The 24,918-nt window shown below is 73.9% G+C and carries 20 protein-coding genes; 11 read left to right on the forward strand and 9 right to left on the reverse strand.

The window, feature by feature from the left end; genetic code table 11:
* Positions 1–36 precede the first annotated feature (36 nt).
* On the forward strand, positions 37–903 hold the full coding sequence (locus OTB16_RS16175; RefSeq protein WP_267720892.1) for a hypothetical protein: 867 nt from the start codon (positions 37–39) through the stop codon (positions 901–903).
* Positions 904–995: 92 nt separating this feature from the next.
* Here the strand turns inward: OTB16_RS16175 and OTB16_RS16180 are convergent, their stop codons facing one another.
* From OTB16_RS16180 to OTB16_RS16200, 5 genes are all read right to left on the reverse strand, one after another.
* Positions 996–2,426 carry a phytoene desaturase family protein gene (locus tag OTB16_RS16180; RefSeq protein WP_267720894.1) on the reverse strand — a complete coding sequence of 477 codons (1,431 nt, stop codon included), beginning with the start codon at positions 2,424–2,426 and terminating at the stop codon, positions 996–998.
* Between the two features lie 23 nt (positions 2,427–2,449).
* On the reverse strand, positions 2,450–3,076 hold the full coding sequence (locus OTB16_RS16185) for a DUF4126 domain-containing protein (RefSeq protein ID WP_267720895.1): 627 nt from the start codon (positions 3,074–3,076) through the stop codon (positions 2,450–2,452).
* A gap of 106 nt (positions 3,077–3,182) precedes the next feature.
* A complete protein-coding gene (locus tag OTB16_RS16190; RefSeq protein ID WP_267720897.1) occupies positions 3,183–3,584 on the reverse strand; it encodes a DUF3040 domain-containing protein in 402 nt (133 codons plus the stop codon).
* Between the two features lie 293 nt (positions 3,585–3,877).
* The gene (locus OTB16_RS16195) at positions 3,878–4,636 is read right to left on the reverse strand and encodes a methyltransferase domain-containing protein (RefSeq protein ID WP_267720899.1); all 759 of its coding nucleotides are present in this window, start codon (positions 4,634–4,636) and stop codon (positions 3,878–3,880) included.
* Positions 4,637–4,709: 73 nt separating this feature from the next.
* Positions 4,710–5,192, reverse strand: coding sequence for an SAV_6107 family HEPN domain-containing protein (locus OTB16_RS16200; RefSeq protein WP_267720900.1), 483 nt, complete (start codon positions 5,190–5,192; stop codon positions 4,710–4,712).
* Between the two features lie 172 nt (positions 5,193–5,364).
* Between OTB16_RS16200 and OTB16_RS16205 the strand changes: the two genes are divergently transcribed.
* From OTB16_RS16205 to OTB16_RS16215, 3 genes are read left to right on the forward strand one after another with little or no spacing between them, the layout of a single operon-like run.
* The gene (locus tag OTB16_RS16205; protein WP_267720901.1) at positions 5,365–6,333 is read left to right on the forward strand and encodes an ATP-binding cassette domain-containing protein; all 969 of its coding nucleotides are present in this window, start codon (positions 5,365–5,367) and stop codon (positions 6,331–6,333) included.
* Positions 6,305–8,392: a YhgE/Pip family protein gene (locus OTB16_RS16210; protein WP_267720902.1), complete on the forward strand. Its 2,088-nt coding sequence runs from the start codon at positions 6,305–6,307 to the stop codon at positions 8,390–8,392. The genes OTB16_RS16205 and OTB16_RS16210 overlap by 29 nt, the downstream gene beginning before the upstream one ends.
* A gap of 44 nt (positions 8,393–8,436) precedes the next feature.
* Positions 8,437–9,090, forward strand: a complete 654-nt coding sequence (locus OTB16_RS16215; protein ID WP_267720903.1) for a TetR/AcrR family transcriptional regulator — start codon at positions 8,437–8,439, stop codon at positions 9,088–9,090.
* A 512-nt stretch (positions 9,091–9,602) separates the two neighbouring features.
* On the opposite strand, the gene OTB16_RS16220 is transcribed toward OTB16_RS16215, so the two are convergent.
* From OTB16_RS16220 to OTB16_RS16235, 4 genes are all read right to left on the reverse strand, one after another.
* Positions 9,603–12,038, reverse strand: coding sequence for a transglutaminase TgpA family protein (locus tag OTB16_RS16220; protein WP_267720904.1), 2,436 nt, complete (start codon positions 12,036–12,038; stop codon positions 9,603–9,605).
* A complete protein-coding gene (locus tag OTB16_RS16225) occupies positions 12,035–13,402 on the reverse strand; it encodes a DUF58 domain-containing protein (protein WP_267720905.1) in 1,368 nt (455 codons plus the stop codon). The genes OTB16_RS16220 and OTB16_RS16225 overlap by 4 nt, the downstream gene beginning before the upstream one ends.
* The gene (locus OTB16_RS16230; protein ID WP_267720906.1) at positions 13,402–14,412 is read right to left on the reverse strand and encodes an AAA family ATPase; all 1,011 of its coding nucleotides are present in this window, start codon (positions 14,410–14,412) and stop codon (positions 13,402–13,404) included. Before OTB16_RS16230 ends, OTB16_RS16225 begins: the two co-directional genes overlap by 1 nt.
* Before the next feature lie 137 nt (positions 14,413–14,549).
* Positions 14,550–15,161: a beta-class carbonic anhydrase gene (locus OTB16_RS16235; RefSeq protein ID WP_420717709.1), complete on the reverse strand. Its 612-nt coding sequence runs from the start codon at positions 15,159–15,161 to the stop codon at positions 14,550–14,552.
* Between the two features lie 348 nt (positions 15,162–15,509).
* Here OTB16_RS16235 and rsmH point away from each other — a divergent pair, with 348 nt between their 5' ends.
* From rsmH to murD, 7 genes are all read left to right on the forward strand, one after another.
* Positions 15,510–16,469, forward strand: coding sequence for a 16S rRNA (cytosine(1402)-N(4))-methyltransferase RsmH (rsmH, locus tag OTB16_RS16240; protein WP_267720909.1), 960 nt, complete (start codon positions 15,510–15,512; stop codon positions 16,467–16,469).
* Entirely contained in the window at positions 16,466–17,101 is a 636-nt protein-coding gene (gene ftsL, locus OTB16_RS16245; protein WP_267720910.1) for a cell division protein FtsL, read from the forward strand. Before rsmH ends, ftsL begins: the two co-directional genes overlap by 4 nt.
* 126 nt (positions 17,102–17,227) lie before the next feature.
* The gene (locus OTB16_RS16250; RefSeq protein WP_267720911.1) at positions 17,228–19,234 is read left to right on the forward strand and encodes a peptidoglycan D,D-transpeptidase FtsI family protein; all 2,007 of its coding nucleotides are present in this window, start codon (positions 17,228–17,230) and stop codon (positions 19,232–19,234) included.
* A gap of 44 nt (positions 19,235–19,278) precedes the next feature.
* Positions 19,279–20,988: a UDP-N-acetylmuramoyl-L-alanyl-D-glutamate--2,6-diaminopimelate ligase gene (locus tag OTB16_RS16255; RefSeq protein ID WP_267720912.1), complete on the forward strand. Its 1,710-nt coding sequence runs from the start codon at positions 19,279–19,281 to the stop codon at positions 20,986–20,988.
* Complete coding sequence (locus tag OTB16_RS16260) at positions 20,985–22,409, forward strand: UDP-N-acetylmuramoyl-tripeptide--D-alanyl-D-alanine ligase (protein WP_267720913.1); 1,425 nt, start codon at positions 20,985–20,987, stop codon at positions 22,407–22,409. Before OTB16_RS16255 ends, OTB16_RS16260 begins: the two co-directional genes overlap by 4 nt.
* Positions 22,406–23,476 (forward strand): phospho-N-acetylmuramoyl-pentapeptide-transferase, encoded by a 1,071-nt coding sequence (gene mraY, locus OTB16_RS16265; RefSeq protein WP_267720915.1) that lies wholly within the window; start codon positions 22,406–22,408, stop codon positions 23,474–23,476. Before OTB16_RS16260 ends, mraY begins: the two co-directional genes overlap by 4 nt.
* A complete protein-coding gene (murD, locus tag OTB16_RS16270; RefSeq protein ID WP_267720916.1) occupies positions 23,458–24,885 on the forward strand; it encodes a UDP-N-acetylmuramoyl-L-alanine--D-glutamate ligase in 1,428 nt (475 codons plus the stop codon). Before mraY ends, murD begins: the two co-directional genes overlap by 19 nt.
* Positions 24,886–24,918: the final 33 nt, after the last annotated feature.

Consider the following 24,918-nt stretch of genomic DNA (forward strand, 5'->3'; position numbering starts at 1 on the left):
TTTCCGGGCGGTCCGCCGCACCGAGAGGGGCCATGCGTGGGAATGACGGTCCTCTACATCGCGTTCGGCATCGTCGCGCTGTGGCTGCTTGCCGAGGTCCTGATGCAGAACAAGGCCCGGCTCCGCTGGCGCCTGCTCGCGTTCACCGGCTTCGTGGGCGTGGTCGCCGGAGTGGCGCTGCCGTCGGTGCTGGTCATCGGCGCGGGCGCCGCCGCGTTCGCCCTGGGCCAGATCCTGGTGACGCTCTCCTTCCGCAAGGGCTTCGTGGCCGGCTGGGCGCTGCGCCGGCGCCGCCCGGAACCCGTACGGCAGTCCGGGCGGCGCCGGGCCGGCGGTCCGCGTCCCCAGCCGGCGCTCCAGGTGACCGCCCTGGAGTACGGCTCCGCGGACGAGTCCGCCGAACGCTCCGCGGACCAGGACGTCTACAGCCCGGAGCCGGTGCCCGAGGACACCGGGTCCTACGGCATCCAGAGCTTCACGTCACCCGCCGAAGCGGACCGGACGGCCGCGTTCGCCTCGCCCTTCACCACCGCGGAGCAGGACGCCCACCAGTACGCCGCCTCCTACGACCCGGTGGGCCAGTCGGACGGCTACGGGTACGACTACTCCGGCGGCTACCAGACCGGCGGGGAGCAGCAGGTCTACGCCGCCTACTCGGACCCGTACATCGGCACCGGCGGCGGGGCCCCGGCGCAGGCCTACGACTACAACGCCTACGCCCCGTACCCCGAACAGGGGCAGCAGTTCTCCATGGACACCCCGCCCGGCGGGGTCTGGGTCCCGCAGCAGCGGACCACCGACCCGGGCGGCCAGCCCTACCCGGGCGAGGAGCAGGCCCAGCCGCCGCAGGAGTACCCGTACCCGCAGCAGGGCGGCGGGGAGTACGGGCAGTACCGCTACTGAGGCGCGGCGGGGGCAGGAGGCCCGGCGACCCGGCGCCCCGGCGACCCGGCGCCCCGGCAGCCCGGTGGCCACCCGGCCGCCGCCCGCCCCGGTCACTGGGAGCCGCGGAACTCCGCTCCCTCCACGATCAGCCCCGCCACCAGGGCCCCCGTCATCCCGGCGTGCGCCAGCCCGCCGCCGGGGTGCGCCCAGCCGCCCGCGAGGTACAGCCCGGGTACGGCCGTGGTGTTCGCCGGGTACAGCAGCCGGCCGCCGGCTCCCGCGAGGGCGGGCGCCGGCACCGAGCCGCCCCGCGCACCCGTCGCCGCCTCGACGTCGGCCGGGGTGCGCACCTCCTGCCACAGCAGCCGCTCCCGCAGCCCCGGTACGGCCGCCGCGGCCAGGTCCAGCAGCTCCTCCGGGCGGGGAGCCGCGCCCTCGCCCCCGGCGGGGCACACGGCGGTCACGGTGACCGCCTCGTGGTCCGCGTCGGGCCGCGTCGCCGGGTCGTCGGGCCGCAGTACGGTGACCAGCAGGCCGGGGGAGTGCACGAGGGTGCGGTGGACCGCCTCGGCCGGGCGGGCGCCGCGCAGGGCGAGCAGGAGCGTCAGCCGGCTGGGCACGCCCTCCCCGCGGGCGGGCACCGCCTCCGGCGGCCAGGGCGGGGAGCCGTCCGGCAGCAGCCGCGGGTCGACCGCGCACACCACGGAGTCGGCGGCGACCTCGGTGCCGTCCGCCAGCAGCAGGCCCGCCGCCCGGCCTTCCCGCACCAGGACCTCGCGGACCTCCGCCCCGAAGACGAACTCCACCTTCCGCTCGCGGCAGCGCTCGTACACGGCGGTGGCCAGGGCCCACATCCCGCCGCGGACGTACCAGCTGCCGAACGTCTGCTCCATGTAGGGCAGTACGGCCGCCGAGCCGGGGGCCCGTACGGGGTCGACCCCGTACGAGGCCACCAGGCCGGTCAGCAGCTCGCCCAGCCCGCCGCCGAGCTCGCGCCCGGCCACCTCGGCCAGCGTCGGCGGCCGCCGTCGCAGCAGTCCGCTCCGGCGCAGGGCGGGGTACGGGTCGGCGCCGAGGGCCTGCTGCCGGCCGGCGGGCAGCGGTTCCTCCAGCAGCGGGCGGCGGGTGGCGTCCCAGGCGTCCCGGGCCCGGCCGAGCACGCCGTTCCAGCGCTCTCCCGCACCGGCGCCGAAGGCCCCGTCGAGGGCGGTGGCGACTCCACCGCGCGAGGCGCCGGGCAGGGTGACGTCGGTACCGGAGGCGGGGAGCAGGTGCCGGGCCGCCGGGTCGAGCTGGACCATGTCGACGCAGGTCTCCAGCGGCCGCTTGCCGGTCTTCACGAACAGGTCGCGGTAGACGGCGGGCAGGTGCAGCAGGCCGGGCCCGGTGTCGAAGGCGAAGCCCCCGCGCTCGTGGCGCCCGACGGCTCCGCCGTACGTGGTGCCGCGCTCGTACACCGTCACCCGGTGCCCCGCCACGGCCAGCCGGGCCGCCGTCGCCATCGCGCCCATCCCGGCGCCGATCACCGCAATTCGTGCCATGCGGCCGAGCCTATCGAGCGAGGTCAGCCGGGTGGCGCGGTGGTGTGGGTACGGACCTCGGCGGCGAGCCGCTTCTCCTCGCGGCGCTGCGCGCGCCGGCGCAGGAAGCGGCGGATCCGGGTCCAGAGGAAGAACAGTATGGCCAGCCCGACCGCCAGCAGGACGGCCGCGATGACGGCGGCGGCCTGCGGGTTGAACATGGCGAAGGTGATGACGCCGGCCACGCCGAGGTCCTCGGCGGTGCTCATCACGATGTTGCTGAACGGCTCGGGCGAGGTGTTGATCGCCATCCTGGTGCCGGCCTTCACGAAATGGCTGGCCAGGGCCGTGGTGCCGCCGACGGCGCCAGCGGCGATGTCGGAGAGCGAACCGCTCTGCCCGGCGAGCAGCGCACCCACGACGGCGCCGGCCAGGGGGCGGATGACGGTGTGGGCGGCGTCCCAGGCGGTGTCCACGTACGGGATCTTGTCGGCGACGGCCTCGCACGCGAACAGCACCGCGGCGACGATCAGCACGTCGGTGCGTTGCAGCGACGCGGGGACCTCGTCGGTCAGGCCGGTCGCGCCGAAGATGCCGAGCAGCAGGACCACGGCATAAGCGTTGATCCCACTGGCCCAGCCGCTGGTGAAGACCAGGGGCAGCACACTCACCGGCTCATCATGCCGCAGAAAGGGTGATCCGGAGGGCGCGACGCAGAGCAGTGAGGGGACGGCCGCCCGCAGGCCGCCGTCCCCTCACTCACGTTGTGTGCGGGGGCTACTGCCCCTGCTCGTCACGGCGGCGCTGCCACCGTTCCTCGATGCGGGTCATCATCGACCGACGCTGCCGGTTCTGGCCGTGGGCCGAACCGTCGGTACTGCCGGAGACGGGCTGCTCGCCTGGCTTGGGTGCCTTGCGCCAACCGGTGACCACGAGGACCGTACAAGCCAGCATGACGAGGAATCCCACCACGCTGATCCAGAGCACGTCCTGCCAGATCACACCGGTCATGAGGAGCGCGATACCCACCACAATGCCAGCGACTGCCTGGTACACCCGGCGACGGGTATACGTACGCAGTCCGCTTCCCTCAAGCGCTGTCGCGAACTTGGGATCTTCGGCGTACAGCGCTCGCTCCATCTGCTCGAGCATTCGCTGCTCGTGCTCCGAGAGCGGCACGGGAGTCCTCCTCATCCGTCGGTCGCGGGGGGTGGCGACCAGGGGTCCCCTTCAGGATAGGCGGGGAATCGCCCCCGTGATACCCGCCCTCTATGCCACGTTCTTAAAACAGCTCAGCCTCAAAATAGCCCAGCCACCGAACCACTGCGCGAACGGTACCGCCGTGGGGGCGGTCATTGAGGCGCTTATTCCCCAATGGTGCGTCCGCCATACCGGTCACTGCACCCGATCATACGGGGCCGACCGCCGGATCGGCGGGTGAGTGGCCGACTCCGTCCCCGGAAGATCGCAGATCAGGCCTGCTTCTCGCCCAGGACGTGCAACTGGGTGGCGACCGCGTGGAAGGCCGGCAGCTCGGCGGCGGCCTCCTCCAGACGCAGCAGCGCCTCCACGGCGCCCGGCTCGGTGTCCACCAGGACCCCCGGCACCAGGTCGGCGAAGATCCTCACGCCGTGCACCGCGCCGACCGCCAGGCCGGCCCCGCCGACCAGCTCCGAGAGCTGCTCGGCGGTGAAGCGCCGCGGCACCGGGTCGCCGGCGCCCCAGCGTCCGGCCGGGTCGGTGAGCGCGGTGCGGGCCTCCGTGAAGTGCCCGGCCAGCGCGCGGGCGAGGACGGCCCCGCCGAGGCCGGCGGCGAGCAGGCTGAGGACGCCGCCCGGGCGCAGGGCCGCGACCGCGTTGGCCACGCCCTCCGCCGGGTCGTCCACGTACTCCAGCACGCCGTGGCAGAGCACCGCGTCGTACGCCTCCCGGTCCACGACGTCCAGCAGGCCCTGGGCATCGCCCTGGACCCCGCGCACCAGGTCGGCCACGCCGGCCTCGGCCACCCGGCGCTCCAGCCCGAACAGCGCGTTCGGGCTGGGGTCGACCACGGTGACCCGGTGGCCCAGACGGGCCACCGGCACGGCGAACTTGCCGGTGCCGCCACCGGTGTCGAGCACGTCCAGCACGTCCCGGCCGGTCGCCTTGACCCGGCGGTCGAGCGCCTCCTTGAGGACCTCCCACACCACGGCGGTGCGGAGGGAGGCACGGGGGCGGGATGTGTCCGACACGGCTGATGGCTCCTCGGCGCGGTAAGGGTGAGCGGTCAGTGCCCCACCCTATTGCCTTCCACGGCCGTGCAGCTCATCCCGCGTCCGGACGCTCCGCGCGCGGCTGCGGCAGGGTCTGCGGGGGCGGCTGGACGGCCAGCATCCGCTCCACCAGCCGCAGGAACATCGAGACCGCACGCACGAGGTCGTCCGCGTCCCGGCCGCTCGCCGCGTCCGCTATCCCCGCCTCGGCCCGGGCCCGGCGGGCGGCGCCGGAGGCGAACAGGGCGCTCCACTCGGCCAGCTCCGGGGCTATCTCCGGGAGCACCTCCCACGCGCTGCGGATGCGGGGCCGCCGGCGAGGGTGCACCGGCTCCGGGCGGCCGCGCGCGGCGAGCACGGCGGCGGCGGTGCGCAGCGCGGCGAGGTGGGCGGTGGCGTATCGCTCGTTCGGACGGGACAGCCGGACTGCCTCCGCCAGGCCGTCGCGCGCCTTGGCGAGCAGATCGACAGCGGCCGGTGGGGCTGACGACTTGCGCAGGACGGGGTGGACAGGGGACGGGGACGGTGTGGCCATGACGAACCTCCTGTCGTTGCGTTGCCCCCATCGTGACGGGAGCCACTGACAATCGCGCTGACCTGCGGGTACGCGGGTGACAGGTCGACAACTACCCCCTGCCGCGCACCTGATGCGGGGGGAGGTGGTAGTTTTTGAACTGACCGGTCAGTTCAAAAAGAAGGGGGGCAGCGTGGACAGCCCGCACGGCGCGTCCGTGAAAGCCCGGGACTTCGGACTCAAGGGACCGCGCGGCTGGGCCTTCCGGGGCATCGGCGTCGACGCGGAGCCCGGCTCGCTCATCGCGGTCGAAGGCCCCTCCGGCAGCGGGCGGACCTGCCTGCTCCTCGCGCTCACCGGACGGATGAAGGCCACCGAGGGCCACGCCGAGATCGGCCGCCACCGGCTGCCGAAGAAGATGGCGGCGGTCCGCCGGATCGCCGCCCTCGGCCCGGTCCCCGGGGTCAACGACCTCGATCAGGCCCTCACCGTCGCCGAGCAACTGCGCGAGGGCGCGCTGCTCCAGCGCCGCTACGACGGCCCGGTCCGCGCCCTGCTGCGCCCCCGGGCCGAGCGCAAGGCCCGCGCCCGGGCCCGGATCGACGAGGCCCTCGCCGTCGCCGGGCTCGACCTGGCAGCGCTGCCGAAGGGCCCGCGCACCTCGGTACGGGACCTGGAACGGCTGGAGGCCGTACGGCTGTCCGTGGCCATCGCCCTGCTGTGCTCGCCGCGCCTGCTGGCCCTGGACGACCTCGACCTCAAGCTCTCGGACGCCGAGCGCGCCGAGGTCTGGACCCTGCTCCGTTCGATCGCCGCCCGCGGGACCACGGTGCTCGCGGTCTGCAGCGAGGCCCCGGACGACGCGGTCGTCCTGCGGACGGGCGCCCCGGAGCCGGCCGCGCCCGCCGAGCCGGAGGCACCCGCCGAGCCGGAGGCGCCCGCAGGGCCCGCCGCGCCGCCGCGGGGAAGCGGAGCAGCCGACGACGCCAAGGTCACGTGGGGGACGGCCGCGAAGAGCGGCACCGCCTCCGGCCAAGACGGCGAAGACGGCGAAGACGGCGACGACAGCGACAAGAGCGCCGAGAGCGACAAGAGCACCGGCACCGAGAACGACGACACGAAGGGGGCGGACGATGCGATCACCGAAGCTGGCCGCGCTTGAGCTCAAGCGGTTCGGGCGGGGGAAGCTGCCCCGCGCCGCCCTCGTCGCGCTGCTCCTGCTGCCCCTGCTCTACGGAGCCCTGTACCTCTGGTCCTTCTGGGACCCGTACAGCCGGCTCGACAAGGTGCCCGTCGCCCTCGTCAACTCCGACCGGGGCACCACCGTCGACGGCAAGCACCTCGACGCCGGCGGCGAGATAACGAAGAAGCTCCACGACAGCAAGACCTTCGACTGGCGCGAGGTGAGCGCCGAGCAGGCGGAGAAGGGGCTGGAGGACGGTACGTACTACCTGTCCCTCACGATGCCCGCCGACTTCAGCGCGAAGATCGCCTCCAGTTCGGGCGAGGAGCCCACCACCGGGGCCCTCCAGGTGCGCACCAACGACGCCAACAACTACATCGTCGGCTCGATCTCCCGCACGGTCTTTGCCGAGGTCCGCTCCGCCGCGTCCACCAACGCCTCCCGCGGTTTCCTCGACAAGATCTTCGTCTCTTTCTCCGACCTGCACGACAAGACCGCCGAGGCCGCCGACGGCGCCGACAAGCTCAAGGACGGGGCGGGCAAGGCCAAGGAGGGCGCGAAGGAGCTGGCCGACGGCCTCGACACGGCCAAGGAGAAGACCGGCGAGCTGACCGGGGGCCTGCAGAAGCTCAACACGGCCGCCGCCAAGCTGCAGACCGGCACCAAGGACGTCGCCGACGGCACCCAGAAGGTGGCCGACACGGTCAACGGCGCGTCCGAGAAGGCCAAGTCGTTCCTCAAGGACCCCAAGCAGCTCGCCGCCAGCGCCGAACTGGTCGCCGACGCCGCCGGGGTGGTCAACAGCCACTTCGACAAGATCGCCGAGAAGGCCCCGCTCGCCGCCACCCGTACCAAGCAGGTCGCCTCGGGCCTGGACGCGTACTACACGAAGCGCTGCCTCACCCCCGGGGTCGACCCGCTCCTCGCGTCATGCGCCGACCTGAAGAAGGTCAAGGACGACGCCGCGCAGGCCGCCGAGCTCAGCGGCGACGTCGACACCCTGGTCAAGGGGGCCAACGGCGACGTCAGCACCCTCAAGAAGCAGCTGACCGAACTGGAGAAGCAGGCCCGTCTCGTCGTCGAGCGGGCGCCCGCCCTCTCCGCCGACCTCGACGCCGCCGTCACCCAGGTGAACGCCCTCAACAAGGGCGCCCACCAGGTCGCCACCGGCATGGCCCAGCTGCACACCGGACTCGGCTCCGCCCACACCGGCTCCGGCAAGATCGACGCCGGCGTCGGCAAGCTCGGCGACGGCGCGCACAGCCTCGACGGGGGCATCTACAAGCTGGTCGACGGCAGCGGCGAGCTCGCCGGAGGCCTGCACGACGGCGTCGGCAAGATCCCCGACTACGACGAGCGGCAGCGCGACGCCCGCACCGAGGTCATGGCCGACCCGGTCCAGCTGGCCAACCAGTCCCTGCACAAGGCGCCCAACTACGGCACCGGCTTCGCCCCCTACTTCATCCCGCTCTCCCTCTGGGTCGGCGCGATGGTCGCCTACATGCTCATCGCCCCGATGAACCGGCGGGCCCTGTCCGCCGGCGCCTCGCCCTGGCGGATCGCCCTCGCCGGCTGGCTGCCCGTGGCGGGCCTCGGCGCCGCCCAGGTGGGCCTGCTGATGGCCGTGCTCCACTGGGGCCTCGGGCTGGAGATGGAACGGCCGGCGCTCACCGTCGGCTTCCTGTTCCTCGTCACCGGCTGCTTCGCGGCGATCGTCCAGTGGCTCAACGCCAAGTTCGGCGCCGCCGGACGCATCCTGGTGCTGGCCGTGCTGATGCTCCAGCTGACGTCGGCGGGCGGCACCTACCCCGTTCAGACCAGTCCCGGCTTCTTCAACGCGATCCACCCTTACCTGCCGATGTCGTACGTCGTCGAGAGCCTGCGCCGCCTCATCACCGGCGGGGACCTCGCCCCGGTGTGGCAGGGCTGCGCCGTCCTGACGGCCTTCACCCTGGGGGCACTGGCCCTCACCGCGCTCGCGGCCCGCGGCAAGCAGGTGTGGACCATGGACCGGCTGCACCCGGAACTGAGCCTGTAGCACCGAGCCCGTGGGGGATGTGTCGACCTGTGAGAATCAGCGCCATGGAAAGCAGCAGCACCGGTACGGGCGGCACGGTCACCGGCGGAACGGTCACCGGCGGCCGACGTCAGGCCACCCGGCAGAAGCTCTACGAAGCGGCCGTGACGCTCATAGCCGAGAAGGGCTTCTCGGCGACCACGGTCGAGGAGATCGCCGAGCGGGCGGGCGTCGCCAAGGGCACCGTCTACTACAACTTCGCCAGCAAGAACGACCTCTTCGAGGAGCTGCTGCGGCACGGGGTCGGACTGCTGACCGTCTCGCTGCGGACGGCGGCGGAGGAGACCGAGGCCCGCGGCGGCACCCGGGTCGAGGCGCTCGACGCGATGATCCGCGCCGGGCTCGTCTTCATCGACCGCTACCCGGCCTTCACCCAGCTGTACGTCGCCGAGCTGTGGCGCACCAACCGGACCTGGCAGTCCACGCTCATGGTGGTCCGCCGGGAGGCGGTGGCGGTGGTCGAGACGGTGCTGCGCGAGGGAGTCGAGCGCGGTGAGCTGAGCGCCGAGATCGACGTACCGCTCACGGCGGCCGCGATGGTGGGGATGGTGCTGGTGGCCGCGCTGGACTGGCAGTCCTTCCAGAGCGAGCGGTCGCTGGACGACGTGCACTCGGCCCTGTCCCTGCTGCTGCGGGGCCGGGTCAGCGGAAACCGCTGACCGCGGCCGGGGGTGTGCGTCTCCAGTGGCCGGGGGGCGTGCGTCCCCCGGCGGAGTGACCCCCGGTCGGCGGTGCCGTCCGCGGGCGGCGGCCCGTACAACTGGTGGGGCCCGCCGCGGCGCCTGAGTACCCGTACCCAGGCACGAGATGAGTACGCGCGCGGATGGGCCCCCACCTGCGCGGACGGCAGACTGGGGGCAACGGACAGGAGACCCGGTCCGCACCGCGGACACGGGGCCGCGGAGCGGACCGGGTACCTCCTCCGTGACCGGGCGGGGGACCCGGTGACGCGGTACACGGACGCGGCGGGGCTCGGGGGGATCGAGCCCCGCCGCGTCCGTGCGTTCACGGCCGGGCGGGAGAGCGGCTGCCGCGTCCGGACCGTCGCCGGCCGGACCGACTGCCGGCCGGGCCCGGTGCGCCGGGAGCGGACGCCCCCGTACGGCGGCGGGGCCCGACCGCGTCCCGCGCGATCCGGCCCCGCCCCCTCCGCCCGGCCTCCGTCACGGCCTCAGCCGCGCCCCCGCAGGGGCAGCCGCAGCCGGGCGGCCGCCAGCCGGACCGTCGCCAGCCGGCCCGCGACCGCCGAGGACAGCGCCGCCCAGCGGGCGGACACCGCCCAGGACACCCGGGCCGCCGAGCGCGGCAGCAGCAGCGCGCGCAGCCGCGCACCGCGGCCGGCCCCGGCCAGCAGCCCGGTACGGGCCAGCAGCACGTCGTCCGCCAGAGCCGGGTACGGGACCTTCGCGCCCGGCGGCGCGTACAGCTCGCGCTCCACCGCGCCCGCGACCCGGTGGACCGCCGCGGCGGACTCCGGCTCCAGCGCGCCCAGCTCCACGATCCGGTCCGCCGCCCGGCGCGGGGACAACGCCCCGTCCGGGGGCACGCCCACGTCCCAGGCGGCGTCACGCAGCTCCCGCCAGGCCGCCGGCACCTCACCGGTGCCCAGCCGGCGGCCCCGCACCCGGGTCCGCCACAGCAGCGGGAGCAGCGGGAGCCCCAGGACCACCACCGCGGCCGCGACCCAGCCGAGCACCGCCATCGCCGAGGTCCCGTCGCCGCCCGAGGCGTTCTGCCGGAGCACCGGGCCGCCGCACTCGCCGAGCTTCTTCAGCTCCGGCGGGCAGTCCTCGGCCGCCGACGGCGCCGGGGCGGGCGCCGTCGCGCCCGTGGAGGGCAGCGGTGCGGGCGCCGACGGCTGGGCCGCCGGGGCCTGCGGCCGGGAGTAGTCCGGCACCGAGATGCCCGACCGCGGCGTCGGCTCGAACCGGGTCCAGCCCACGCCCTCGAAGTACAGCTCCGGCCAGGCGTGCGCGTCCCGCATCGTCACGTTCACGTTGCCGTCCGGCTGCCGCTCGCCGGGGGTGAAGCCCACCGCGACCCGCGCCGGGATGCCGAGCGAACGGGACATCGCCGCCATCGAGAACGCGAAGTGGACGCAGAAGCCCTCCTTCTCGGCGAGGAAGCGGGCGACCGCCTGCGAGCCCGTCCCCGAGGCCGTCTTCGTGTTGTAGCGGAAGCCGCCGCTGACCGCGAAGTAGTCCTGCAGCTTCACGGCCCGCGTGTAGTCGTCCCGCGCCCCCTGCGTGACCTGGCGCGCCGTCTCCCCGACCACCGGCGGCAGCGTGTCCGGCAGCTTCGTGTACTCGGCCTGGACGGCCGCGTTCGGGGCGGGGGCGTTCTGCAGCTGCTGCGCCGTCGGCTTCAGCAGCAGGCTCCGTACGCTGTACCGCGCGCCCTGGACGTTCTGGAACCGCTCCTTGCCCAGCTGGTCCCCGACCAGGGTCCGTCCGGCCGGCTCGAAGCGCCACTTGCCGTCGATCTCGACCGCTGTCGCCGGGTACGGCATCGGGAGGTAGCGCTGGCTGTAGCCCTCGGCCGCCGAGAGGCTGGTCCGCACCTCCTGCGCGCCCTGGCGGACCTGCTCGCCGAGACCGGGCGGGTTCGGCAGGCGCTCGGGCACATCGGTCAGCGCCCGGCCCGAGGCCTCCCACTTGACCCCGTTGAACTCGTCCAGCGCCAGGATCCGCAGGTACTGCTCGCCCTGCTGCGGGCTGTCCGTCCGGTACTTCAGCACCACCCGGTTGTCCTGCGCGTTCAGGCTGTTCTGCAACGAGACCAGCGGGTTGACCGCCGAGATCGTCCCGCCCGTCCCGCCACCGCTGCCCCCGCCGCCGCCCTGCGGGCCCATCAGGCCGCTGCCGAGCGCCGGCAGCAGCGCGGGCACCACCAGCGCCAGGCCCAGGGCCGTCACGCCGATGCGCCGCCCGGTCCGCGCCGGAGCCGCCGCCCGGCCGCCGCCCGGTCCCGCGCCGAGGCCCGAGGCGGCCGACACCCGGCCGGGCGGGGTGCCGCCGAAGACCCGGCCCCACTGCGCCAGCCGGTCGCGGCCCTCGCTCAGCAGCATCATCAGGTACCCGCCGCCCGCCAGCAGGAAGGAGACCCAGGAGGCCCCGCCCCCGCCCGACAGGCCCGCGGCCACCGAGTACAGCGCGAGCAGCGGCAGTCCGGCCGCCGCGGCGGTGCGCACGGTCACCGCCAGCAGGTCCACCAGCAGCCCGATCAGCAGCACCCCGGACACCAGCAGCAGCCGGATGCCGTCCGTGAGCGGAGCGGGGATCGCGTACTCGCCGACGTCGATGGCGCCCTGCCGGAACAGCGCCCCGAAGTCCGTCACCAGGTACGCCACCGGACCGGACCCGCCGGACCCGGTCCTGCCGCCGAAGAAGAGCGCCAGCAGCAGCAGCGACACCAGCAGCTGCGCGGCCACGGTCAGCGAACGCGCCAGCGGCACCCGCCGCGCCCCGGCGCCGACCGCGCTCTGTACGGCCAGCAGCAGCGCCGCCTGCGGCAGCCAGGCCACCGACTCCACCAGCGGGGCCAGCGACCACGAGGTCAGCAGCGTCGCCAGTGCCGCGAACAGCGTCAGTCTCGCGCGCCCGCTCATCCCCGACCTCCGGTGGTACCCGGGCCGGAAGGAGCCCTCCCGGCCTGTCTCCACAGCTCGCCGAAGGCCACCCCGGGCGGGGCGGCCAGCGCCGTCCAGCCCGCGTCGCGCAGCCGGCGCAGCCGTTCCTCCACGGGGGGCAGCGCGTGCTCCTGCGCCGGACGGCCCGCCCACGTGGCGGAGTCCAGCACGAAGGCGACCGCGCCCCCGGCGCGCTGGCGCATCTTCGCGGCCAGCTCCGTCTGTACGTCGTCCAGGTCGCCGAGGAAGGCGACGAGCAGCCCGTCCCCGGCGTTGCCGCCGAAGCCGCTGCCGCGCACCGCGTCGTGGGCCCGCGAGAGCCCGGCGCCGTCGGACTGCCCGACCACGGCGAGGGTGTCCATCATCAGCCCGGCGGCCGTCGCGGAGTCCTGCCCGCCGGAGGCGGAGAAGCCGCCGCTCCCGCCCTCGCCGGGCACCGAGTCGCCGGTGTCCGTCAGGAGCCGCACCGAGAAACCCCGCTCCAGCAGGTGCACCAGGGCCGAGGCGGCCCCGGACACCGCCCACTCGAACGCCGAGTCGGGGCCGGCGCCCTCGAAGGCCAGGCGCCGGGTGTCCAGCAGGACGGTCGCCCGGCTGCGCTGCGGCTGCTCCTCGCGGCGCACCATGAGCTCGCCGTAGCGGGCGGTGGAGCGCCAGTGGACCCGGCGCAGGTCGTCGCCGCGCCGGTAGCCGCGGGGGATCACGTCGTCCTCACCGGCCAGGGCCAGCGAACGGCGGCTGCCGTCGCCGTAGCCGGACGCCTCGCCGGCCAGGCGGACCGGCGGCAGCGGTTCGGTGCGCGGTATGACGGTGAGGGTGTCGTACGCGGAGAAGGAGCGGGTCAGCTCGACCAGGCCGAAGGGGTCGCTCAGCCGCAGCTGGAGCGGGCCCAGCGGGTAGCGGCCGCGCAGATCGGAACGCACCCGGTAGGACACCTCGCGGCGCCCCCCCGGCTCGACCCGGTCCAGTACGAAGCGGGGGCGCGGGCCCAGCACGTACGGCACCCGGTCCTGGAGCATGAGCAGGCCGGTGGGGAGGCGGGAGACGTTGTCCAGGCGCAGCTGGACCCGGGCCTCGGCGCCCGCGGAGACCCGCGCCGGGGTGAGCCGGCGGCTGCCGGACACCCGGTGGCGGGTCCGGTGCAGCGCCAGGACGCAGATCAGCGGCAGCACCGCCAGCAGCAGCCCGACCCGGAGCAGTTCGCCCTGTCCCAGTACGTACGCACAGGCGGCGGCGGCGATCCCGGCGGCCAGGAACGAGCGGCCGCGCGTCGTCAGCCCGGACAGCGACGCGCGCAGCCCGCCGGCGCCGCGGCCTTCCTCCGCCGGGCCACCGGCGTCCATCAGAAGCCCCGGATGCCGGCGCCGGGCGGCATCTCGCCGCGGGCGTGCGCCGCGGGGACGGGGGTGCGCTGCAGGATGTCCTGGACGACCTGCTCGGCGGTGCGCCGGTTCAGCTGGGCCTGCGCGGTGAGCAGCAGCCGGTGCGCGAGGACCGGGGCGGCCAGCGCCTGGACGTCGTCGGGCAGTACGTACTCCCGGCCGGAGAGCGCGGCGGAGGCCTTCACGGCGCGCAGCAGGTGCAGGGTGGCGCGGGGCGAGGCGCCCAGGCGCAGGTCCGGGTGGCTGCGGGTGGCGGAGACCAGGTCGACGACGTAGCGCCGGACGGGCTCGGCGACGTACACCTCCCGGACGGCCTCGATGAGCTTGACGATGTCGTGGGCGTGCGCGACGGCCGTCAGGTCGTCGAGCGGGGAGAGCCCGCCGTGCACGTCGAGCATCTGGAGCTCGGCCTCGGGGCTGGGGTAGCCGACGGAGACGCGGGCCATGAAGCGGTCGCGCTGTGCCTCGGGCAGCGGGTAGGTGCCCTCCATCTCCACCGGGTTCTGGGTGGCGACGACCATGAAGGGGGTCGGCAGCACGTACGTGGTGCCGTCGATGGTGACCTGGTGCTCCTCCATCGACTCCAGCAGCGCGGACTGGGTCTTGGGCGAGGCGCGGTTGATCTCGTCGCCGATGACGATCTGCGCGAAGATCGCGCCCGGCTTGAACTCGAACTCGCGGCGCTGCTGGTCGTAGATGCTCACGCCGGTGATGTCGGAGGGCAGCAGGTCCGGAGTGAACTGGATGCGCTGCACCGAGCAGTCGATGGACTTGGCGAGCGTCTTGGCGAGCATCGTCTTGCCGACGCCGGGGACGTCCTCGATCAGCAGGTGTCCCTCGGCCAGCAGGACGGTCAGCGCGAGGCGCACGACCTCCGGCTTGCCCTCGATCACGCTTTCGACCGAGTGGCGCACGCGCTCCGCCGTGCTGGTCAGATCCGCGAGGCTCGCTCGGTCGTCATACGTCGTCACCTGGTTCTCCTCGGCCCTTTCCCAGGGCCGATCGCCCTTGGCGCATGACCGGCCCACCCCGAAACACGGACACCGGTTCCGGGGGTTCCCGGAAGGCGTCTCCCCGCATTCTTGACGGCGTTAAGGCCTTGTGTCACTCAAGAGCTGGGATCGATCTCCCGCAGGAGGCCGGTGTGCACGTCGAAGACGAAGCCTCGCACATCGTCCGTGTGCGGCAGGAAGGGGTTGGTCCGCACCCGCTGCATGGACTGCCGGACGTCCTGATCGACGTCGCGGAACGCCTCGACGGCCCAGGCCGGGCGCTGGCCGACCTCGTCCTCGAGCTCGTGCCGGAAGTCCTCGGTCAGGCTCTCGAGGCCGCAGCCGGTGTGGTGGATGAGGATCACCGTGCGGGTCCCCAGGGCCCGCTGGCTGATGGTGAGGGAGCGGATGGTGTCGTCGGTGACCACGCCTCCCGCGTTGCGGATCGTGTGGCAGTCGCCGAGCTCCAGGCCGAGGGCGGCGTGCAGGTCGAGGCGGGCGTCCATACAGGCCACGACGGCCACGTGCAGGACGGGGCGGGCGTCCATGCCGGGGTCGGCGAACTTTGCGGCGTACCGCCGGTTCGCTTCGACGAGGCGGTCGGTGACGCCGTCCCCGGGGATCTCGGACGCGGGCTCGGCGGGCAGGGATGCGGATGTCGTCATGGATACGACGTTAATGGTCACGGCTGGTCGGGGCAGTTGGTGAGGACGGACAAAGAAGGTCAACCGGCCTTGGTGTGAGCTAACCCACAGGGGTGAGGCGGAGGCGCCCATCCGAGTGATTCACGGCATTTGCCGCTTCCCCCGGAGAGCGTCGCACGGCGCGCGGGGCGGTTCGTTGACCGCGGCGACCGTTGCACTAAAGTGACGCGAACCGGCCGGAGCCCGGCCCTGACCGGCCGCCCGGCCCCCGATGAAACTCCGCGTGCGCGGCGCGTACGCACGGCCCGGCCCCCTCCCGCTCACCGGCCCGGCCGGGGCCGGATTCCCCGGTGCCGCCGGACGGGTACCGATCCCGAGCGGATGGGGCCCGGCGGTGCGTGCGCGCGGTGCGCCGTTATCTGAGAGGGCGCTTTGACTAGCGAGTCCCGACATGTCCCGGTGATGCTCCAGCGGTGCCTGGACCTGTTGGCCCCGGCGCTGGAGAGGCCCGGGGCCGTCGTCGTCGACTGCACCCTCGGCCTCGGCGGCCACAGCGAGGCCCTGCTCACCCGCTTCCCCGAGGCGCGCCTGATCGGCCTCGACCGCGACAAGGAGGCCCTGCGGCTCTCCGGCGAACGGCTCGCACCCTTCGGCGACCGGGCCACCCTCGTCCACGCCGTCTACGCCGACCTCGCCGAGGTTCTGGACGGGCTGCGCCTCCCGGCCGTCCAGGGCATCCTCTTCGACCTCGGCGTCTCCTCCATGCAGCTCGACGAGGCCGACCGCGGGTTCGCGTACGCGCAGGACGCGCCGCTGGACATGCGGATGGACCAGACGACGGGCATCAGCGCCGCCGAGGTGCTCAACACCTACGCGCCGGGCGAGCTCGTGCGCATCCTGCGCCAGTACGGCGAGGAGAAGCAGGCCAAGCGGATCGTGTCCGCGGTCGTCCGGGAGCGGGACAAGGAGCCCTTCACCAACAGCGCCCGGCTCGTCGAGCTGATCCGCGACTCCCTGCCCCAGGCGGTCAAGCGCACCGGCGGCAACCCCGCCAAGCGGACCTTCCAGGCGCTGCGCATCGAGGTCAACGGCGAGCTGTCGGGCCTGGAGCGGGCCATCCCCGCGGCGGTCGACCGGATCGCGGTCGGCGGCCGGATCGCGGTCCTCTCGTACCACTCGCTGGAGGACCGCCTGGTGAAGCAGGTCTTCGCGGCGGGCGCGACCACCACGGCCCCGCCCGGGTTGCCGGTGGTCCCGGAGAAGTACCAGCCGAAGCTGAAGCTGCTCACGCGCGGCGCCGAGCTGCCGACCGAGGAGGAGATCGCCGAGAACCGGCGGGCCGCCCCGGCGCGCTGCCGCGGCGTCGAACGCATCCGGGAGGCGAAGCTGTGACGGCCGGGGGCGGCAAGGCGGGGAAGTTCGCCACGCTGACGCGCGGCCAGGCGGCCCGGGTCGGCCGGGCCCTCGGCGGCCGCCCCGGCGCACGTCCCGCGGGCTCCGCCGGACAGGCGGCCCGGATGCCGTTCGTCCTGCTCGTCGTGGCCCTGCTCGGCGGCGGCCTGATCAGCCTGCTGCTGCTCAACTCGGCGTTGAACGAGGGCTCCTTCCGCTTGAGCAAGCTGAAGAAGGAGACCACCGTCCTGACCGACGAGGAGCAGGCGCTCCAGCGCGACGTCGACGCCCATTCCGCCCCCGACGCGCTCCAGCGCCGGGCGCAGGAGCTGGGCCTCGTCCCCGGCGGCAGCCCGGTCTTCATCAGCCCGGACGGCAAGGTCGCCGGCGCCGCCGCCCCGGCCGAGGTCCCGCCGCCGCCGTCCCCGGCCCCCTCCCAGGGCCAGGCACCGGCCCAGGGCCAGGTACCGGCCCAGGCCCCCTCCCAGACCCCGGGCGCGCCGCCGCAGGCCGCCGGGCCGTCGTCCTCGCCGGCCCCGGCCCCGGCGGCGTCCCCGCCGGCCGCCCCGCCCGGGCAGGCCCCGGCCGCCCCCAGCGGTTCCCAGCAGCCCAGCCAGCCCCCCGGAAGGTGACGTCGTGACGCGGACCCCTGCGGGACCCACCCCCGCCCCGCCCGCCCCCGGAGCGGGGCGCGGACCCCGGAACCCGGGAGCGGCCCCGATCCGCGGCGCCCGCCGCCGCCCCGCCGGGGGCGCGGCGTGAGCCCGGCGGAGCCGCCGCGCCGGCGGGTTCCCGGACCCGGGCGGCCGCGGCCGGGGGAGCGGGCCCGGGCCGGCGCGCGTCCCGCGTCCCGGCCAGCGACCCGCCGCCCGGCGGGACCGTCCAGGCCGCACACCATCCGGCTCGGCAGCCCCAGGCCCCGGCTGCGCCTGGTCGGCGTCGGCCTGACCCTCGTCATGCTCGCCTTCGTCGTACGCCTGCTCCAGGTGCAGGCGTACGACGCACCGGCCTTCTCCGCCGAGGCCTCCAAGAACCGCTACACCAGCGTCAAACTGGCCGCCGAGCGCGGTGAGATCACCGACCGCAAGGGCGTGGCCCTGGCCACCAGCGTCGACGCCTACGACATCACCGCCGACCCGAAGATGTTCACCCCGCAGGACAGCAAGGCCCCGGACGCCCCCGAGCAGGCCGCGGCCCTCCTCGCGCCCATCCTCGGCAAGGACGCCAAGGAACTCGCCGCCCGGCTGAAGACCCCGAACACCCGCTACGTCGTGATCGCCTACCGCCAGACCCCCCAGGTCTGGAACCAGATCAAGGACCTCAAGCGGGTCTTCGCGGACAAGGCGGCCGCCGACAAGCGCGACAACGGCCCCGGCGCCAACGTCCTGGCGGGCGTGTTCAACGAGAACAGCAGCAAGCGCGTGTACCCGGGCGGCGACCTCGCCGCCGGGATACTGGGTTACGTCAACGCCGAGGGCAAGGGCGGCGGCGGCCTGGAGTCCTCCCTCGACAAGAAGCTGTCCGGCAAGGACGGCGAGGTCACCTACGCCCAGTCCGGCGGCCGCCGGGTGCCCACCGCCGGATCCAGCGAGAAGCCCGCCGTACCCGGCGAGGACATCGAGCTGACCATCGACCGCGACATCCAGTGGGCGGCCCAGAGCGCCATCGCCGAGCAGGTCCAGAAGTCCGGGGCCGACCGCGGCTACGTCATCGTCCAGGACACCCTCACCGGCGAGATCCTCGCCATGGCCAACGCCCCCGGCTTCGACCCCAACGACCTGACCCGCGCCCGCTCCGCCGCCATGGGCAACGCGGCCCTCCAGGACGTGTACGAGCCGGGCTCCACCGCCAAGGTGATGTCCATGGCCGCCGTACTGGAGGAGAAGAAGGCCACCCCCGCCACGCACGTGGAGGTCCCCAACCGGCTCCACCGCGGGGACCGGCTCTTCAAGGACGACATCGACCACCCGACCTGGTACCTGACCCTCAACGGGGTCCTCGCCAAGTCCTCCAACATCGGCACCATCCTGGCCACCGGACAGCTCGGCCGCACCCAGCCCGAGGCCAACAAGGTGCTGCACTCCTACCTCACCAAGTTCGGCATGGGGCAGCCCACCGGCCTGGGCTACCCCGGGGAGTCCCGCGGCATCCTCGCCCGGCCGGAGGACTGGTCCACTTCGCAGCAGTACACGATCCCCTTCGGCCAGGGCATGTCCCTCAACGCCATGCAGGCGGCCTCCGTGTACTCGACCATCGCCAACGGCGGGGTCCGGATCGAACCGACCCTCGTGCGCGGCACCAAGGGCCCCGACGGCCGCTTCACCCCGGCCCCGGCCCCGGAGCAGCGCCAGGTGGTCAGCAAGGAGACCGCCAAGACCCTCGCCGAGATGCTCGAGTCCGTGGTCGACGACCAGGACGGCACCGGCACCAAGGCCCGCATCCCCGGCTACCGCGTCGGCGGCAAGACCGGCACCTCCAACCGGGTGGATCCGGCCACCGGCCGCTACAAGGGCTACACCGCCTCCTTCGCCGGGTTCGCACCCGCCGACAACCCCCGCGTCACCGTCTACTGCGCCATCCAGAACCCCACGAAGGGCAGCTACTTCGGCGGCCAGATCTGCGGCCCCATCTACAAGAAGGTCATGGAGTTCGCCCTCAAGACCCTCCAGGTCGCCCCCTCCGGAACCGCCCCCGCCGGACTTCCGGTCACCTTCGAACCCGGCCCGCAGTCGGGCCCGCAGCCCAGTCCGCAGCCCGCTCAGTGACCCACCGCCCGGGCGGCCCGCCAGAAATGCGTGAGGCACCACCAGTGACAACGATCACCCCGAAACCAGGGAACCAGCCCGCCGCCGGCACCGGGGCCGGGCCCTCGCTTCGCGAGCGGCCCGCCGCGCCCGGTACGCTCACCGCCGTGTCCCACGCCGATCAGCCCAGAACCACCCAGAAGGACGCCCCGGCAGTGCCGCCGGGAGCGCCCCGGCCCGAGTCCGCCAGCCCGACGCCACTGGGCGAGCTGGCAGCGCTGCTGGGCCTGCCGGAACCGGCCGCCGCACAGATCACCGGCATCACCCACGACTCCCGTGCGGTACGCCCCGGAGACCTGTACGCGGCCCTGCCGGGCGCCCGAACCCACGGCGCCGACTTCGCCGCCCAGGCGGCCGGCCTCGGCGCGGCCGCCGTGCTGACCGACCCCGCGGGGGCGGAACGCGCCGCCGCGACCGGACTGCCCGTCCTGACCGCCGCGGACCCGCGCGGCCGGGTGGGCGAGCTGGCCGCGGCGATCTACGGACGGCCCGGCGAGGGCCTGCTCCAGATCGGCATCACCGGCACCTCCGGCAAGACCACCACGGCGTACCTCGTCGAAGGCGGCCTGCGCGCCGCGGGCCGCAGCACCGGGCTCGTCGGCACCGTCGAGATGCGCATCGGGGACGAGCGGATCAAGTCCGAGCGGACCACCCCCGAGGCCACCGACCTCCAGGCCCTGTTCGCCGTCATGCGCGAGCGCGGGGTCGAGGCCGTCGCCATGGAGGTCTCCAGCCACGCCCTGGTGCTCGGGCGCGTGGACGGCTGCGTCTTCGACGTCGCCGTCTTCAACAACCTGAGCCCGGAGCACATGGAGTTCCACTCCGACATGGAGGACTACTTCCAGGCGAAGGCGCGGCTGTTCACCGCGCGCCGCGCCCGCCTCGGCGTGGTCAACCTCGACGACGAGTACGGCCGCCGCCTGGCCAAGGAGGCGGCGATCCCGGTCACCACCTTCTCCGCCGCCGGCGACCCGGCCGCCGACTGGCGTGCCGAGGACGTGGTGTTCGGGCCGGCCAGCTCCACCCTGACCCTGACCGGCCCCGCCGGACAGCGCGTCCGGGCCACCGCCCCGCTGCCCGGCCCGTTCAACGTCGCCAACACCGTCGCCGCGATCGTCACCCTCGCCGCCGCCGGCCTCGACCCGCAGACCGCCGCCGACGGCGTCGCCGCGGTCCCCGGGGTCCCCGGCCGGCTGGAGCGGGTGGACGCGGGGCAGCCGTACCTCGCCGTCGTCGACTACGCGCACAAGACGGACGCCGTCGAATCCGTCCTGCGCGCGCTGCGCGAGGTCACCGAGGGCCGGCTGCACATCGTGCTCGGCTGCGGCGGCGACCGCGACACCACCAAGCGCGGCCCCATGGGCGCCGCGGCCGCGCGGTACGCCGACACCGCCGTCCTGACCGCCGACAACCCGCGCTCCGAGGACCCGCTCGCGATCCTCGCCGCGATGCTCGAAGGCGCCGTCTCCGTACCGCCCGCCGAGCGCGGCACCGTCCTGGTCGACGCCGACCGGGCCGCGGCCATCGCCGCCGCCGTCGCGCGCGCCGAGCCCGGCGACACCGTCGTGGTGGCGGGCAAGGGCCACGAGCAGGGCCAGGACACCGCGGGCACCGTCCGCCCCTTCGACGACCGCACGGTGCTCCGCGCCGCGATCGAACGCCAGGCTGCGCAGAGCAGAGCAACGAACGCCCCCCAGGCCGAGGTGAACCAGTGATCGACCTCTCCCTCGCCGAGATCGCCGACATCACCGGCGGGCGGCCCCACGACATACCGGATCCGTCGGTGCGGATCAGCGGGCCCGTCGTCATCGACTCCCGCCAGGTGGAGGCCGGCAGCCTCTTCGCCGCCTTCGACGGCGAGCACGTCGACGGCCACGACTACGCGGAGCGCGCGGTCGCCGCGGGCGCGGCGGCCGTCCTCGCCGCCCGGCCGGTCGGCGTGCCCGCCATCGTCGTGCCCGACGTGGAGAAGGCGCTCGGCGCCCTCGCGCGGGCCGTCGTCGAACGCCTCGGCACCGACGTGGTGGCCCTGACGGGCTCCGCCGGCAAGACGTCCACCAAGGACCTCATCGCCCAGGTGCTCCAGGCCCACGCGCCCACGGTGTGGACGCCCGGCTCCCTCAACAACGAGATCGGCCTGCCGCTCACCGCCCTGAAGGCCACCGCGGAGACCCGGCACCTGGTGCTGGAGATGGGGGCCCGGGGGATCGGCCACATCGCGTACCTCACCGGCCTGACCCCGCCGCGCATCGGGCTCGTCCTGAACGTCGGCACCGCCCACATCGGCGAGTTCGGCGGCCGCGAGCAGATCGCGCAGGCCAAGGGCGAGCTGGTCGAGGCACTGCCGTCCGAGGCCGAGGGCGGCATCGCCGTCCTCAACGCCGACGACCCGCTCGTACGCCCCATGTCCGCCCGCACCAAGGCCCGTACGGTCCTCTTCGGCGAGGCCGGGGACGCCGACGTACGGGCCACCGACGTGCGCATGACGGCCGCGGGACAGCCCTCCTTCACACTCCACACACCCACCGGGTGCGGCGAAGTGACCTTGCGGCTGTACGGTGAGCACCACGTGTCGAACGCGCTCGCCGCGGCCGCCGTCGCCCATGTACTGGGCATGTCCGTCGAGGAGATCGCCACCGCGCTCTCCGGGGCGGGCACCTTGTCCCGGTGGCGGATGGAGGTCACCGAGCGGGCGGACGGCGTGACGATCGTCAACGACGCCTACAACGCGAACCCGGAGTCCATGCGGGCCGCTCTGCGCGCACTTGCCGCGATGGGCGGCTCCGCGCGGGCGAACGGGGGACGCACGTGGGCGGTGCTCGGCCCCATGGCCGAGCTCGGTGACGCATCGCTCGCCGAACACGACGCGGTGGGACGGCTTGCCGTCCGGCTCAACGTGAGCAAGCTCGTCGCAGTCGGGGGCAGGGAAGCGTCCTGGTTGCAACTGGGCGCATATAACGAGGGTTCGTGGGGTGAGGAGTCGGTGGTCGTGTCCGACGCGCAGGCGGCGGTCGACCTGTTGCGCAGTGAGCTGCGCCCGGGTGACGTCGTGCTGGTGAAGGCTTCGAGGTCGATCGGTCTGGAGCGGGTCGCGCAGGCATTGCTGGAGCGCGAGGGCGAGGTCGCCGACCGATGAGGCAGATCCTGTTCGCCGGAGTCATCGGCCTGTTCCTGACGCTCGTCGGCACCCCGTTGCTGATCAAGCTGCTGGCCCGCAAGGGCTACGGCCAGTTCATCCGCGACGACGGCCCGCGCGGCCACGCCGGGAAGAAGGGCACGCCCACCATGGGCGGCATCTCCTTCATCCTGGCGACGCTCATCGCGTACGCCCTGACGAAGGTCATCACCGGCGAGCCGGTGAGCCTCTCGGGCCTGCTCGTGCTGTTCCTGATGGCGGGCATGGGCGTCGTCGGCTACCTCGACGACTACATCAAGATCGTCAAGCGGCGGTCGCTCGGCCTGCGGGCCAAGGCGAAGATGTCCGGGCAGCTGATCGTCGGCATCGCGTTCGCGGTGCTCGCGCTCCAGTTCAAGGACTCGCGCGGGCTCACCCCGGCCTCCGACAGGCTGTCGTTCGTCACGGACTTCGGCTGGTCGATCGGCCCGGTGCTGTTCGTGGTCTGGGCCCTGTTCATGATCCTGGCGATGTCCAACGGCGTGAACCTGACCGACGGTCTGGACGGCCTGGCCACCGGCGCCGCCGTGATGGTCTTCGGCGCCTACACCTTCATCGGCGTCTGGCAGTACCAGGAGTCCTGCGCCAACGCGCAGACCCTGCCCTACCCGAACGCCTGCTTCGAGGTCCGGGATCCCCTCGACCTGGCCGTCGTCGCCTCCGCCCTGATGGGCGCCTGCTTCGGCTTCCTGTGGTGGAACACCTCGCCCGCGAAGATCTTCATGGGCGACACCGGCTCGCTTGCCCTCGGCGGCGCGCTCGCCGGTCTCGCGATCTGCTCCCGCACCGAGTTCCTGATGGCGCTCCTCGGCGGTCTCTTCGTCCTCATCACCATGTCGGTCGTCATCCAGGTCGGCTCCTTCAAGCTGACCGGCAAGCGCGTCTTCCGGATGGCACCGCTGCAGCACCACTTCGAACTCAAGGGGTGGTCCGAAGTCCTTGTGGTGGTCCGCTTCTGGATCATCCAGGGCATGTGCGTGATCGTGGGTCTCGGTCTCTTCTACGCGGGATGGGCAGCGGACAAGTGACGTCCTGGCAGGGCAAGAACATCACCGTCGCCGGTCTCGGCGTGAGCGGCATCAGTGCCGCCCGCGCCCTGGCCGGCTTCGGCGCATCGGTGACCGTCGTCGACGGCGGCGACAACGAGGGCCACCGCGCCCGCGCCGCGGAGCTGGAGGCCGCCGGGATCGCGGTGCGCCTCGCGGACGCCGAGACCCTGCCCGAGGGGACCGACCTGGTCGTCACCTCGCCCGGCTGGAAGCCCGACAGCCCGCTCTTCGCGGCGGCCGCGAAGGCAGGCGTCGACGTCGTCGGCGACGTGGAGATCGCCTGGCAGCTGCGCGGCGAGAACGCCGCCCCCTGGCTCGCGATCACCGGGACCAACGGCAAGACCACCACGACCCAGATGCTGGCGTCGATCCTCAAGGCCGCCGGCCTGCGGACCGCGGCCGTCGGCAACATCGGCACCCCGATCATCGACGTGGTGCTCCAGGAGGGCGCGTACGACGTGCTCGCCGTCGAGCTCTCCAGCTACCAGCTGCACTGGGCGCCGTCGCTGCGCGCCCACTCCGCGGCCGTGCTCAACCTGGCCCCCGACCACCTCGACTGGCACGGCTCGATGGAGGCGTACGCCGCCGACAAGGGCCGCATCTACGAGGGCAACACGGTCGCCTGCGTCTACAACGTCGCCGACCGGGCCACCGAGGACCTCGTGGTGCAGGCCGACGTCGAGGAGGGCTGCCGGGCGATCGGCTTCACCCTCGGCGCCCCCGGCCCCTCCATGCTCGGCGTGGTCGACGGCATCCTCATCGACCGGGCCTTCGTCGCCGACCGGCACAAGAACGCCCAGGAGCTGGCGCAGGTCGAGGACGTCAACCCGCCCGCCCCGCACAACATCGCCAACGCCCTCGCCGCGGCCGCCCTGGCCCGCGCCTTCGGCGTCGAGCCGCGCGCGGTGCGCGACGGGCTGCGCAACTTCCGACCGGACGCCCACCGGGTCGCGTACGTGGACGAGGTCGCCTCCGTCACGTACATCGACGACTCCAAGGCCACCAACACGCACGCCGCGGAGGCCTCCCTCGCGGCCTTCGAGCCGGTCGTGTGGATCGCCGGGGGCCTCGCCAAGGGCGCGACCTTCGACGAGCTCGTACGGAAGTCCGCGAAGCGGCTGCGCGCCGTCGTGCTGATCGGCGCCGACCGGGCGCTGATCGCCGAGGCGCTGGCGCGACACGCGCCCGAGGTCCCGGTCACCGACCTCGACCGGACCGACACTGGGGCGATGCTCGCGGCGGTGCGGGAGGCGGCCCGGCTCGCCGAGCCCGGCGACACGGTCCTGCTGGCGCCCGCCTGCGCGTCCATGGACATGTTCGCGAACTACAACAAGCGCGGGGACGCGTTCGCCGACGCGGTGCGCGAACTGGCCGCCGAGAGCGCCTAGGCCGAAGGCTCCGGCAGCGGGTTCCCTCCGGCC

Source organism: Streptomyces antarcticus (assembly GCF_026627255.1).
Lineage (GTDB): Bacteria > Actinomycetota > Actinomycetes > Streptomycetales > Streptomycetaceae > Streptomyces > Streptomyces antarcticus.